The sequence below is a fragment of the Ferrimonas sp. genome (genome assembly GCF_048263965.1).
In the GTDB taxonomy this organism is placed as follows: Bacteria; Pseudomonadota; Gammaproteobacteria; order Enterobacterales; family Shewanellaceae; genus Ferrimonas.
The window spans coordinates 604116-617471 of sequence record NZ_JBLXDO010000001.1; the positions used below are offsets into that span (position 1 = coordinate 604116).

A 13356-nucleotide genomic window follows, 5' to 3' on the forward strand; every position below is an offset into this window, starting at 1 on the left:
AGTCGATGACTGGCGAATTGCCATGGCGAGAGGGCTCTTGGGTATTTGATTGTCTTAATGAAATGGCACGGGCTTCACCTTTGAGATGATTTGCCCGGTGACTCGGACGGTGTGTGGCGGCCTGGAACCGCTCAGAAAAAACGGAGCCATCTGGCTCCGTTTTGGGTATTGCTGCGCTAGCAAATCATCAGTCAGCTTCGTTGAGGCTGGAGGTCAGGTCGATGATCGCCTTCTTACCGTCGCCGAACAGCATCAAGGTGTTGTCCCTGGCGAACAGCGGGTTGGGCAGGCCGGCAAAGCCAGGGCTCAGGGAGCGCTTCACCACCACCACGGTGCGCGCCTTGTCGACGTTGAGGATAGGCATGCCGTAGATGGGGCTGCCCTTGTCCTCACGAGCCATGGGGTTGGTCACGTCGTTGGCGCCGATGACGATGGCCACGTCGGTCTGCTCAAACTGGGGGTTGATGGCGTCCATCTCCACCAGTTGCTCGTAGGGCACTTCCGCCTCCGCCAGCAGCACGTTCATGTGGCCGGGCATACGGCCGGCAACCGGGTGGATGGCGTACTTCACGTCGGTGCCTCGTCCTTCCAGCACGTCGGCCAGCTCGCGTACGGCGTGCTGGGCTTGGGCCATGGCCAGGCCGAAGCCGGGGACGATCACCACCCGTTCGGCGGTTTCCAGCATCATCGCCACCTCTTCAGGGGAGGAGGACTTCACCTTGCCCTGGTACACCTCGTCGGCGTCGATGATCTCGCCACCTTCCGCCATCACGCCGAATAACACGTTGGTCAGGCTGCGGTTCATCGCCTTACACATGATCTGGGTCAGGATGAGACCGGAGGCGCCCACCAGGGAGCCCGAGACGATCAGCACGGTGTTGTTGGAGATAAAGCCTGCGGTGGCCGCGGCAATGCCCGAGTAGGAGTTCAGCAGGGCGATCACCACCGGCATGTCGGCGCCACCGATGGGCAGCACCAGCAGGATACCCAGCAGCAGGGCAACCGCCACCAGGGCGTAGATCAGCATCGGGGAGGGGTTCACCACCAGGGCGATCACCAGGGCCACGGATACGATGGCCAGCAGGGCGTTGACCATGGTGTTGCCGGGCACGGCGATGGACTTGCCGGAGATGATCTCCTGCAGCTTACCGAAGGCGATAAAGGAGCCGGACAGGGTCACGGCACCGATCAGCACGGTCGCGCCCACGGAGATCTGAGCCACCAGGGAGGTGGCCGCTGCCGGGTCCATGAAGTTGGCCAGGGCCACGAACAGGGAGGCACCGCCACCGAAGCCGTTCAGGGCCGCCACCATCTGGGGCATGGAGGTCATCTGTACCTTCTTGGCCAGGGTGGCGCCAATCAGGCCACCGAGCACCATGCCGGCGATGATCCATTCGAAGCTCAGGATCGCCTGATCCAGCAGGGTCACCACCACGGCGATCAGCATACCGATGGAGGAGATCTGGTTACCGCGTACCGCAGTACGGGGCTTGGTCATGTTCTTGATGCCGAGCACGAAGAAGACCGCGGCCACCAGGTAGGCCAGATAAATTACAGCAGTATTCATGGTCGGTTACTTCCTCTTGAACATACCCAGCATGCGGTTGGTGACCATGTAGCCGCCCACCACGTTGATGGTGGCCAGGGTCACGGCGATGAAGCCCAGAACATTCACCAGAATGCCGGAGCCGCTGCCCGCGGACAGAAGGGCACCTACCAGGGTGATGCCGGAGATGGCGTTTGAGCCGGACATCAGCGGGGTGTGCAGTGTGGGCGGTACCTTGGTGATCAGCTCTACGCCCAGGAAGATGGCGATCACGAACAGGGTGAGCAGTAACAGCAGGGTTTCCATTTACGCCTCCTCCTTCACTTCAGCGTTGAGTCCGAGCAGATCCCGGATGCGGGGGTTCACCACGGCGCCCTGATAGGCGGTGACGGTGTCGTGGACAATCTCATCTTCGAAGTCGAACACCAACTTGCCTTCGTCGTCGATAAGGTGACGGATCAGGTTTTCCAGGTTGGTGCCGAACATCTGGCTGCCGTGGTTGGCGGTGGAGGCCACGATGTTGGCCGGGCCGGAGATGATGACGCCATTGACGTTGATCACCTCACCCAGCTGGGTCAGTTCGCAGTTACCGCCGGTTTCCGCGGCTAGGTCGACGATCACCGAGCCGGGCTTCATCTGAGCCACCATCTCCTTGGTGATCAGGGTCGGGGCCTTGCGACCGGGAATGGCGGCGGTGGTGATGACGATATCCTGTTGAGCCAGCACATTGGCCATCGCCTGTTGCTGCTTGGCGATGAATTCGGCGGACTGCTCCTTGGCGTAGCCGCCGCTGGATTCGGTGTCGGCATCTTCGATTTCCAGCTCAACCGGACGGGCGCCCACAGAGAGGATCTGCTCCCGGGCGGCGGGACGGATGTCGTAGGCTTCCACCACGGCGCCCAGGCGCTTGGCGGTGGCGCACGCCTGCAGGCCGGCCACACCGGCACCCATGATAAAGGTGCGGGAGGGTTTCAGGGTGCCTGCGGCGGTCATCATCATCGGCAGCAGTCTGGGGGTCAGTTCCGCGGCCTGAATCACCGCCTTGTAACCGGCGATGGTGGCGTTGGAGGAGAGCACATCCATGCTCTGGGCCCGGGTGATGCGGGGAATCAGTTCCAGGGCGACGGTGTTGATGCCCAGCTCGGCCGCCCTCTGGGCGTTCTCCGGGTGCATCAGCGGATCCATCATCCCCATCAGGGTCTGGCCCTGATTCAGATCTTTAAGCAGTTGGTCAAACTCTTCGCCCTTGGCGTGCAGAGTCAGCACCAGCTCGGCGCCCTCTATGGTCTGGGCGCGGTCAGCACCGATTCGAGCTCCACTGTCGAGATAGTCCTGATCGGTAAAACCGGCTTCAAAACCGGCCTGGGTTTCAATCGTTACCACACAGCCCGCTTTGGCGAGCCTGGCAACGTTGGCGGGTAACAGGGCCACGCGGGTCTCCCCGACGAGATGCTCCTTGATCACGGCGATCTTCACAACGCTATCCTCTAGCAGAATTAGGTTTATCGGTTCTATCTTGGTGATACCAAAGCGTAAATCACTGAGCATTGTGGACTATTAGAAATCCAATGCTAAGTCGATTTATTGAATCACCACAATCGTCTCAATGAATGGAGGTCGTTGTGTCATTGCGCCGTTGCCGCCGGAATTTATGGCAGAGTATGCTGGTGTCAAAAAGACCTCCATCACACTGGCGTCACCAACCTCTCTGTTATTGGTCACATTTTTATCAAATATTCCGGCCTTATTACATTTAATGCATTTTTTGTGAAATGTGAACAGTTTTTCGTCGATCACCGCATATTCATTTATCGTATAAAAAAAATTTTTTAATTCTTTTTTATAAAGAAGCCCGGCGCCTACCCTGTTGCAATTGTCCACAGTCACGAGCGCAGAGCATGCAGTTATCCGAGTTACACGCAGGGGCCGGGGTATTGGAACCGGCCAAGCTGTCCCAGTTACAGCAGCTGACCTCCGATCTTTCCCCCCTTCAGCTGGCCTGGGTCAGCGGTTACCTGGCCGCGTCCGCCAATCTTGCCGGCGGTCAGCCGCAGCCGGTGGCACCGGCCGCCAGTTCACTGACCATCCTTTACGGCAGCCAGACCGGCAACAGCCGCTCAGTGGCTCAGCAACTGGCGGACGCTGCCAAGGGGCAGGGCAGGGAGGTGGCACTGGTCTCCATGTCTGAGTACAAGCCCAAGCGACTCAAGGAGGAGCAGCAACTGCTGGTGGTGGTCAGCACCCATGGCGAGGGTGAGCCGCCCGATGACGCCATTGCTCTGCACAAATTCCTGTTCTCCAATCGCGCGCCCAAGCTCGATGGGGTCCACTTTGGGGTGCTGGCCCTGGGGGACTCCAGCTACGAGCACTTCTGCCAGACCGGCAAGGAGTTCGATGACCGGCTGGCGGAGCTGGGCGGCAGCCGCCTGCTCGAGCGAGCAGACTGCGATGTGGACTTCGAAGACAGCGCCGAGGCGTGGATCGCCCAGGCTCTGGTCAAGCTGGCGGATCTGGCTCCGGCCACCGCCTCTGTAGCAGCGCCAGCCCAGGCCACCGGCGTCAGCAGCTACAGCCGCAGCAATCCATTCAAGGCCACTCTCCTGGCCAGCCAGAAGATCACCGGCCGCGATTCCATCAAGGACACCCGCCATGTGGAGCTGAGCCTGGAGGAGTCCGGCATCCGCTATCAGCCCGGTGACGCCCTGGGGGTGTGGATGGACAACGATCCTGCCCTGGTGGCCGAGATTCTGGCAGCGGTCGGTCTCAGTGGTGAGGAGAGTGTTCAGGTTAAGGAGGTCAGCGTGCCTCTGTCCCAGGCACTCACCGAGACCTTTGAGCTGACCCTGCTGCACCCAGCCCTGGTGAAGGGTTGGGCCGAACTGGCGGGCAGCGCTGAACTGGCCCAGATCGCCGACGATGGCGACGCACTCAAGCAGTTTATCCATCAGCACCAGCTGCTGGACCTGGCCAGACGCTATCCGGCCAAACCGGACGCCGAGCCCCTGGTTGGCCTGCTGCGCAAGCTGACCCCCCGCCTCTACTCCATCGCCTCCAGTCAGGCGGAAGTGGAGGAGGAGGTGCACCTGACCGTGGCCCTGGTGGAAGCGGAGCGCGACGGCGAACCTCGACTGGGCACCGTCTCCGGCGCCTTTGCCCGTCGCCTGCAGGAGGGGGATGAGGTGAAGGTCTATGTGGAGCCCAACCAGAACTTCCGTCTGCCCGAATCCGGCGACACTCCGGTGATCATGATCGGTCCCGGAACCGGCATCGCCCCCTTCCGCGGTTTCATGCAGGAGCGGGAGGCCCAGGGCGCCGAAGGGGACAACTGGCTGTTCTTCGGCAACCCCACCTTTACCGAGGACTTCCTCTATCAGGTGGAGTGGCAGGGGTATGTGAAGAGCGGGTTGCTGAGCCGCATCAGCCTGGCGTTTTCCCGGGATCAGGAGCACAAGATCTATGTCCAGGACCGGGTCCGGGAAGCCGGGGCCGAGCTGTACCAGTGGCTGGAGCGGGGCGCTCACCTCTACCTCTGTGGTGACGCCGAGCGCATGGCCGTCGATGTGGAAACCGCCCTGATTGAAGTGGTGACCGAACATGGTGGCAAGAGCCGCGAGCAGGCCGAGCAATATCTTGAGGCGCTGCGTGCAAGCAAGAGATACCAGAAGGATGTGTACTGATGAGTGACCAGAAAACCCCAGATCTCAGCGAACTGCAGGTGCAGGGTAAGCTGGCGGACAACGAACGCCTCAAGGGGGAGAGCAATCTGCTCCGGGGCACCATCGAAGCGGATCTGGCCGATCCCCTCACCGGTGGCTTCACCGCCGATAACTTCCAGCTGATCCGTTTCCACGGCATGTATCAGCAGGATGACCGTGACATCCGCGCCGAGCGTAACGAGCAGAAGCTGGAACCGCTGCACACCGTGATGCTGCGGGCGCGTATGCCCGGCGGGGTGATCAGCCCGCAGCAGTGGCTGGCCATCGACGAGTTTGCCGCCAGCAACACCCACGCCGGCAGCATCCGTCTGACCACCCGTCAGACCTTCCAGTTTCACGGCGTGCTCAAGCGTCACATCAAGCCGATGCATCAGATGCTGAACAGCATCGGCATCGACTCCATCGCCACCGCCGGCGACGTCAACCGCAATGTGCTGTGCACCTCCAACCCGGAGCAGTCGGAGCTGCATGCCGAAGCCTACGAGTGGGCGAAGAAGATCTCCGAGCACCTGCTGCCCAAAACCCGGGCCTATGCAGAGATCTGGCTCGATGGTGAAAAGGTGGAGAGCACCCAGGAGGAGGAGCCGATCCTCGGTCGCACCTACCTGCCCCGTAAATTCAAGACCACCGTGGTGGTGCCCCCTCATAATGACGTGGACATCCACGCCAACGACATGAACTTCATCGCCGTGGCCGACAACGGCAAGCTGGTAGGCTTCAACCTGCTGGTGGGCGGTGGCCTGGGGATGACCCATGGCGACACCAGCACCTATCCCCGCAAGGCGGATGAGTTTGGCTACCTGCCTCTGGAGCACACCCTGGCGGTGGCTGAGGCGGTGGTGGCCACCCAGCGGGACCTGGGCAACCGGGTGAACCGTAAGAACGCCAAGACCAAGTACACCCTGGACAGGGTGGGGGTCGACACCTTCAAGGCGGAGGTGGAGCGTCGCGCCGGCATCCGCTTCGAGCCCATTCGCCCCTATGAGCTGACCGACCGAGGCGACGGCTTTGGCTGGACCGCCGGCATTGACGGTAAGCACAACCTGACCCTGTTTATCGAAAATGGTCGTATCCTCGACTTCCCCGATAAGCCCCTGAAGAGCGGCATGGCGGCCATCGCCCAGGTGCACCAGGGAGAGTTCCGCATGACCGCCAACCAGAACCTGGTGGTGGCCGGTGTGGCGGAGCAGGACAAGGCGCAGATTGAGACCCTGGCGCGGGAGCATGGGCTGATGGATGACAGTGTCTCCAATCAGCGCAAGGACTCCATGGCCTGTGTCTCCCTGCCCACCTGTCCCCTGGCCATGGCGGAGGCGGAGCGCTTCCTGCCCGGCTTCGTGGACCGCATCGAGGGGGTATTGGCGAGCCATGGCATTGGTGATGAGTCGATCATCTTCCGTGTCACCGGCTGCCCCAACGGCTGCGGCCGTGCCATGTTGGCGGAGGTGGGCCTGGTGGGTAAGGGCCCGGGCCGCTACAACCTGCACTTGGGGGGCAACCGTGAAGGCACCCGGATACCCAAGATGTACAAGGAAAACCTGGACGAAGAGAGCATCCTGGCCGAGCTGGACCAACTGGTGGGCCGCTGGGTGGGCGAACGTCACCAGGGAGAGGGTTTCGGTGACTTCCTGATCCGTGCCCAGGTGGTGCCCGAGGTGATCAAAGCGAAGGTGGACTTTCATGGCTGACATCGACCTGGCCGCCGTGGCGGCTAACCCAGAGCTAGAGGCGCATCAGGCCTGGCTGGCCCAGGCCAATGACACCCTGGCGGCGCTGAGCGCCCAGGAGCGGGTCGCCTGGGGATTGAAACACCTGCCGGGGGAGGCGATCCTCTCCTCCAGCTTTGGCATTCAGGGGGCGGTGATGCTGCACCTGGTGACCCAGGCCAGGGCGGACATCCCCGTGGTGCTCACCGACACAGGCTATCTGTTTCCTGAGACCTACCGCTTTATCGATGAGCTCACCGACAAGCTGAAACTGAATCTCAAGGTGTACCGGTCTGAGATGAACCCGGCCTGGCAGGAGGCCCGTTTCGGCCAGCTGTGGGAGCAGGGACAGGAGGGACTGAACCACTATAATCGCCTCAACAAGGTGGAGCCGATGCAGCGGGCGCTCAACGAGCTGAATGTGGGCACCTGGTTCGCCGGGCTGCGTCGGCAGCAGGCCAGCTCCCGGGCGGATCTGCCGTTTCTGGAGATCCGCTCGGGCCGGTTCAAGTTGCTGCCCATCCTGGATTGGACCAACAAAGATGTGCACTACTACCTGGAAGAGCAAGGCCTGCCCTACCACCCCCTGTGGCATCAGGGCTACGCCTCGGTGGGGGACATCCACACCAGCCGCCCCATGGAGTTGGGAATGAGCGAAGAGGACAGCCGTTTCTCCGGTTTCCGCCGGGAGTGCGGACTTCATTACGATATCTGATCTGCCCGGGAGAGGCTGCGTTAGGCAGCCTCTTTTTTTGCCCGGCGTTGCCGGGGGGAAGGTCAGTCCTGCTAGGTGAGGATGCACTCACTGATGTACCTGTTGAATGCGATCAGATCGAAGGAGCCGCGGATCTCGAAGCGTACCCGTCCCAGGCCGCTCAGATAGACCTCAATTTCGCAATCCATATCCAGAGTACCGGAGGATTCCACCGAAAACGCCTGAATCTTACTGTAGGGCAGGGAGGTGTAGTCCACCTTGGAGCCGGTGAGGCCCTGCACATTGGCGGCAATGATGCGTTTGTTGGTGAACACCACCTGATCGCGAATGGTCTTGAAGGCGGCGAAGATGGACTCGCCTTCGATGATGAACTTGTGAAAGTCTTCTCTGGCGTCGGCGATCTCTATGGGCTTGAGCTTAAAGACGGAGGATTCCTGAAAGTCGATCATGGTCTGTCCTTGATTGAATGATGGGTATAGCTCTGATTTACCAAGAGTATAGCTCTTACCCAAAGAACTGAAATTCAGTCTGTTTTCTCTCTGTCGCCTCATTCTTCCTTTGGGCGGCGGACGTTTCGCCCAAGCGGGGTTCCAGGCCTCTGACCCGCACAACGCAGTTGTGCTTCAGATACGAAAAAGCCCCGCTCAGAGAGCGGGGCTTCGTAAGGTGGTCGGTGATAGAGGAGTTAGTTCCGGGCCGCGCAGGTGGGGCCGCCTAGGCCTCTGACCCGAGGTGCGCAGCACCTCTAAAACGAGAAAAGCCCTGTTCTCGCGAACAGGGCTCTTGAATGTGGTCGGTGATAGAGGATTAGTACGGGGGCGCCTAGTCCTCTGACCCGCACAACGTAGTTGTGCTTCAGATACGAAAAAGCCCCGCTCAGAGAGCAGGGCTTCGTAAGGTGGTCGGTGATAGAGGATTAGTACGGGGGCGCCTAGGCCTCTGACCCGCACAACGCAGTTGTGCTTCAGATACGAAAAAGCCCCGCTCAGAGAGCAGGGCTTCGTAAGGTGGTCGGTGATAGAGGATTCGAACCTCTGACCCTCTGGTCCCAAACCAGATGCGCTACCAGGCTGCGCTAATCACCGACAAATTTTTGTTTCGTTCTGAGCTTGAGTTGTTTCGGACCAGCTCTGGTCCTGCTCTTACCCAAAACCGGGGATGCGCTACCAGGCTGCGCTAATCACCGATTTCGTTTCGCTCGGTTACCGAACTCAACGGCGGCCTATGATAGCGATTTTCTTAGGATGCGCAAGCGCTCTTTAAGGAAATTTGGTCAAGTGGCTAATTTACAGGCCGATGTTCTGAAAGGGTTAACTTTATATGCAATAATGGCATTAAAAGTTCCAAAATGATTCTTTGTGGTTATTAAGAGTGGCTCTAAGCTGTTCCGATGCTGAAAAGGGAGAATCTGGTGAGCCTGATAACTTTACCCAACCGCACCGGCAGGGTGTCCATCGTGGGCGCCGGCCCCGGCGATCCTGAGCTGTTGACCGTCAAAGCACTGCGCGCCATTCAAGGGGCCGACGTGGTGCTCTACGATGCGCTGGTGAGTGAGCCGATTCTGGCGCTGATCAATCCGGAGGCGGAGTGCATTGCCGTGGGTAAGCGCTGCGGCCGTCACTCCATGTCTCAGGAGGAGATCAACCGGCTGTTGGTGGCTAAAGCCGCCTCAGGTGACCGTGCGGTGGTGCGCCTGAAAGGAGGCGACCCGCTGATGTTCGGTCGTGGCGGTGAAGAGATGCAGGCCCTGCGTGCTTCGGGCATCGACTATGAGGTGGTGCCTGGTGTTACCGCCGCCACGGCGTGTGCCTCCTATGGCGCCATCCCCCTGACCCACCGGACCCTGTCCCGGGGGGTGACCTTCGTCACCGGTCATGGCATGGGCGGTGAGCCCATCTCCGACTGGCACAAGCTGGCGCTCAGCCACCATACTCTGGTGATCTACATGGGCGTGGCCCGCGCCGGGACCATAGCGACGGGATTGATGGAGGGGGGCCTGTCCGGTGACACTCCGGTGGCCATCGTCAGTCGTGCCAGCCAGCCTCAGCAGACTGTGGTCACTGGCCGTCTCGACGCCCTGGAACAACTGGCCACCGATCCCCGGGTGCAGACACCGGCGGCATTGATCGTGGGTGACGTGGTGTCTTTGCACCATTCACTGGAGTGGTTCAGCGCCGAGCTACTGGGGGAGGAAGTCGTCCAACAGCAGTTTGGTTAACGATTCGCAATACTCCTCATTGGCAGGCTCGGTGATCAGCCGGGCCAGCTCATCCCCCACCTGAGTAAAGCGGTAGTACCTCAGCCTGAGTCGGGCGCTCTTGGGCAGAAATTTCATCGCATGTCCCTGACAGCGGATCAGCAGAGGCTGTTTCGCGGGCAGGGGCCCGGTTTCCAGTTCGGTGGCAAACAGCAGGCCAAGATCCTTCAATGTGAGCACTGTGGAGTAGGGTAGCCCCTGACCGGAGAGGTTGAGTGTCTCCTGTCGGGCAGAGCTGAAGCCGCCGAAGCCCGCTTCCCGACGGTAGCCCAGAATCACCTTGTGGCTCGCGTCCCCATTGAGCTGGCAGGAGATGGCCACGGTTCGGGCAAACTGGATCGCCTCTCTTTGGGTCATCCCCTTCAGAGTTTCCAGGGTTCTCAGGCCAAAGCTGCCGGGAAGGCTGAGTTCGGTAGCAAGAATCTGAGCCCACAGTTTCTGCATGCTGCCGTTATGGATCTGCTCCGCCATCTGACAAAACTGGAACTGCCAGTCCGGGTCCAGCTCCTTGTTGCTCACCGCATTGCCTGCCAGGCCAATGGCCTGTTTCACCACCGCTTCCAGGTTTTGCTGACGTTGTTCCTGCCAGTTTTTCAGACGGAGCTCTGTGCGTTGGGCCAGGGCGCCGGCGGTCTCAGCGTCATTGCCGGTCAGGCCGATGCGCCGTGCCAGGGTAACGGCTTGCTGTCTTGCAGTGCGGCTGCTTTCCCGCTTTGGCGGGGCGGCCATGATCTTGTCAGTCATAGGCTCTGGTCTGTGTGGCGGGGAACAGGGCACCCCAGCGTGTCTCATTGCCCGGCGCAGGGGTCGCCGGCAGGCTCAGGGCAGCCAGCAAGGAGCACAGGCCGATCCCCGCCCCAATATAAAACACCAGAGCCGGAGAGTGTAGCCACACAAGTCCCAGAAGAGCCGGGATGACAACGGCAGCGATGTGGTTGATGGTAAAGCTGATTCCTGCGGTTGCGGCGATCTCGTCCGGATCGGCAATCTTCTGGAAGTAGGTCTTGATGGCGATGGCCATGGCGAAGAACAGGTGATCGACGACGTAGAGGCCGGCGGCCAGGGTGGGGTGCTCCACATTGGCGTAGCTGACAAACACCAGAATCAGGCCGATGTACTCAATCATCAGGGTACGCCGTTCACCGATTCGGCCAATCCACTGACCGATGCGCTTGGCAAACAGCAGGTTGAACAGGTAGTTGATCAGAAACAGGGCGGTGATTTCGGTGACGCTGTAGCCAAACTTCTCCACCATCATGAAGGCGGCAAACACCATGAAGATCTGCCGGCGGGCACCGGAGAGGAAGGTAAGCAGGTAGTAGAGGCTGTAGCGTTTGCGCAGCAGCAGTCGCTTCTGCTGCGGGGCGTCTTCGGTGAACTGGGGAAAGCGCGCCATGCAGAACAGCACCATCAACAGCCCCAGCCCGCCCACCAGGGTGTAGACCCATTCGTAGGGCAGATTCAGGCCGGTCATCAACAGCCAGATGCTGCCGTACCCAAGCAGAGCGCCAGCGGCTTTGACCGACAGCGCCTGTCCCATGAAAGCGGCGGCTTCCCCCTTGGGCAGCCACTGCAGTGTCAGGGACTGGTTGCAGGTCTCATAGTAGTGAAAACCGACGGACATCAGCACCGTGGTGCAGTAGAGCCCCACTACCGAGGGAAACCAGCCGGTCAGCGCCACGCCAACGCAGAGCAGCAGCAGGGAGATAAGGGCAAACCTCTGCTCCCGGATCACCAGCAACACCAGGATGGCGGTGAAGGCCAAAAAACCCGGGACCTCTCGCAGAGACTGCAGCAGGCCGATCTCTTTGCCGGTAAATGATGCCACCTCCACCACGAAGTTGTTCAGCAGCACCTGCCAGACGGCAAACACCAGGGACATGATAAAGGTCATCATCAGCAGCAGTTGCGGGCGGGAGGGAGTCAAAATCGCGGGCCTTATCCAAAAATAAGAGGAGGGTCTCTATCCTAGGGGGTCGTCAGGGCTGGAACAAAGGCTTTTTAGCACTGGCTGAATCAATTGAGTAACTGAATCTTGCTGACACCAATTTGTAACAAAGTTGTGGTCGGTTTTGTTAACGCATCAGGGCCGGACTAGCATTAGGGGTATGAGATCTTTGATGCTCGGCCTCATTACCGTGCTGTTTTGTGGGTGCATGTCGACGCCGCAACCCACGGTGCCTGCGCCTGTGCTGGCGGATGCCGCCTTTGTCGAGGTGGTGGATGTGATCACCCCTGAGCAACTCTTTGCCCTGGACCGGGATATGCTCAGGTTCACGGGTAAGGCCAGCCGCACCTCAAGCAGCAAGGCGATGCGCATTGACATGTTGGCGGAGCTGGTCAGCGTCAATCGGGGGTTTGAGTACGACAACAGCGTCACCCAGATTGCGTCTCAGACCTACCAGTTACGTTCGGGCAATTGCATGTCGCTGGTGGTGATGACTGCGGCACTGGCCAAAGAGCTTCACCTTGAGGTTGAGTACCAATTGGTCAAGTCCCCCCCCATCTGGGATCGTCGTGGTGGCATCTACCTGGTCAATGATCACGTCAACATCAAGCTCGAGGCTCCGCCTCAGCCCGGTGACTGGTCTCCCCTGGGGGGAAACAGCAAGGTGATCGATTTTCTGCCCAGCAGCCAGGTGCGTGGCTACCGGGTGGTGAAACTGTCCGAACCCGAGGTTCTGGCCCGGTTCTTCAGCAACCTGGCGGCGGAGCATATGGTGGAGGAGAAGCCGGACCATGCTTACCACTATTTGAAGCAGGCTCTGACGCTCGATCCGCAGATGAGCGCCGCCTGGAATACCCTTGGGGTGCTCTACAAGCGTCAGGGGATGGAGGAGGAAGCGGAGCAGGTGTATCGCTATGTGATGGAGCTGGGCATCGATCCTCTGCACAGCATGCACAATCTGGCGGTGTTGCTCGCCTCTCAGGGGCGGCTCACCGAGTGGGCCAAGCTGCATCGCCAGATAGAGTTGAGTCGTTTGGATAACCCCTTTTACTACTTCGATATGGCGGAAGCGTCCTACAATCGAGGCAATTTTAGCCAGGCCCTAAGCCAGTACCGTAAAGCGGTAAAACTCGCCGATTATCATCATGAGTTTCATTTCGGGCTTTCCAGGGCCTATTTCCAACTGGGTCAGCTGGATGACAGCCAGCGGGCCCTCACCGATGCCATCAAGTTGGCACCACGCACCGAGAAGGAGCGTTATCAGCTCAAGCTCAGGGCGTTTGAGCACTGAACCAGTGCCATAAAAAAAGGTTGGCCGAGGCCAACCTTTTTTCTGACTGTGTGTCCCGTCCTGAAATAGGTTTACACATTGGAGACCTATTATGGGCAAGCCAACAATAGCAAGGCGTAAGCGCACTCAACGTGATTACCCACTGTCCTTTAAACTGTCCGTAGTCGAGCAGGTAGA

11 protein-coding genes and 1 tRNA gene are annotated in these 13356 nt (G+C 59.9%); 5 read left to right on the forward strand and 7 right to left on the reverse strand.

All coding sequences use genetic code 11. From position 1 onward, the window contains the following. Positions 1-187: 187 nt before the first annotated feature. From ACN0RV_RS02850 to ACN0RV_RS02860, 3 genes are read right to left on the reverse strand one after another with little or no spacing between them, the layout of a single operon-like run. Entirely contained in the window at positions 188-1567 is a 1380-nt protein-coding gene (locus ACN0RV_RS02850) for an NAD(P)(+) transhydrogenase (Re/Si-specific) subunit beta (protein ID WP_417345349.1), read from the reverse strand. Positions 1568-1573: 6 nt separating this feature from the next. Continuing rightward, the gene (locus ACN0RV_RS02855; RefSeq protein WP_028110007.1) at positions 1574-1852 is read right to left on the reverse strand and encodes an NAD(P) transhydrogenase subunit alpha; all 279 of its coding nucleotides are present in this window, start codon (positions 1850-1852) and stop codon (positions 1574-1576) included. Beyond that, positions 1853-3022, reverse strand: coding sequence for an NAD(P) transhydrogenase subunit alpha (locus ACN0RV_RS02860; RefSeq protein WP_417345351.1), 1170 nt, complete (start codon positions 3020-3022; stop codon positions 1853-1855). 422 nt (positions 3023-3444) lie between these two features. On the opposite strand from ACN0RV_RS02860, the gene ACN0RV_RS02865 reads away from it, so the two are divergent. Genes ACN0RV_RS02865 through ACN0RV_RS02875 form a run of 3 tightly spaced genes read left to right on the forward strand, consistent with a single transcriptional unit; the run spans position 3445 to position 7683 of the window. After that, a complete protein-coding gene (locus ACN0RV_RS02865) occupies positions 3445-5223 on the forward strand; it encodes an assimilatory sulfite reductase (NADPH) flavoprotein subunit (protein WP_417345353.1) in 1779 nt (592 codons plus the stop codon). Further along, positions 5223-6950, forward strand: a complete 1728-nt coding sequence (cysI, locus tag ACN0RV_RS02870; RefSeq protein WP_417345355.1) for an assimilatory sulfite reductase (NADPH) hemoprotein subunit — start codon at positions 5223-5225, stop codon at positions 6948-6950. Before ACN0RV_RS02865 ends, cysI begins: the two co-directional genes overlap by 1 nt. Beyond that, the gene (locus ACN0RV_RS02875; RefSeq protein WP_417345357.1) at positions 6943-7683 is read left to right on the forward strand and encodes a phosphoadenylyl-sulfate reductase; all 741 of its coding nucleotides are present in this window, start codon (positions 6943-6945) and stop codon (positions 7681-7683) included. The genes cysI and ACN0RV_RS02875 overlap by 8 nt, the downstream gene beginning before the upstream one ends. Positions 7684-7754: 71 nt before the next feature. On the opposite strand, the gene ACN0RV_RS02880 is transcribed toward ACN0RV_RS02875, so the two are convergent. Beyond that, positions 7755-8132 carry a PH domain-containing protein gene (locus tag ACN0RV_RS02880; RefSeq protein ID WP_417345358.1) on the reverse strand — a complete coding sequence of 126 codons (378 nt, stop codon included), beginning with the start codon at positions 8130-8132 and terminating at the stop codon, positions 7755-7757. Between the two features lie 559 nt (positions 8133-8691). After that, a tRNA-Pro gene (locus ACN0RV_RS02885) sits at positions 8692-8768 on the reverse strand. 326 nt (positions 8769-9094) lie between these two features. Between ACN0RV_RS02885 and cobA the strand changes: the two genes are divergently transcribed. Beyond that, positions 9095-9901, forward strand: coding sequence for a uroporphyrinogen-III C-methyltransferase (cobA, locus tag ACN0RV_RS02890; RefSeq protein WP_417345360.1), 807 nt, complete (start codon positions 9095-9097; stop codon positions 9899-9901). On the opposite strand, the gene ACN0RV_RS02895 is transcribed toward cobA, so the two are convergent. Together ACN0RV_RS02895 and ACN0RV_RS02900 are read right to left on the reverse strand one after the other, a co-directional pair. Beyond that, positions 9863-10684: a TIGR03899 family protein gene (locus ACN0RV_RS02895; protein ID WP_417345362.1), complete on the reverse strand. Its 822-nt coding sequence runs from the start codon at positions 10682-10684 to the stop codon at positions 9863-9865. The two genes, cobA and ACN0RV_RS02895, sit on opposite strands and share 39 nt — an antisense overlap. Next, on the reverse strand, positions 10677-11837 hold the full coding sequence (locus ACN0RV_RS02900) for an MFS transporter (RefSeq protein ID WP_417345412.1): 1161 nt from the start codon (positions 11835-11837) through the stop codon (positions 10677-10679). Before ACN0RV_RS02900 ends, ACN0RV_RS02895 begins: the two co-directional genes overlap by 8 nt. Positions 11838-12060: 223 nt before the next feature. Between ACN0RV_RS02900 and ACN0RV_RS02905 the strand changes: the two genes are divergently transcribed. Then, complete coding sequence (locus ACN0RV_RS02905) at positions 12061-13179, forward strand: tetratricopeptide repeat protein (protein ID WP_417345363.1); 1119 nt, start codon at positions 12061-12063, stop codon at positions 13177-13179. Positions 13180-13356: the final 177 nt, after the last annotated feature.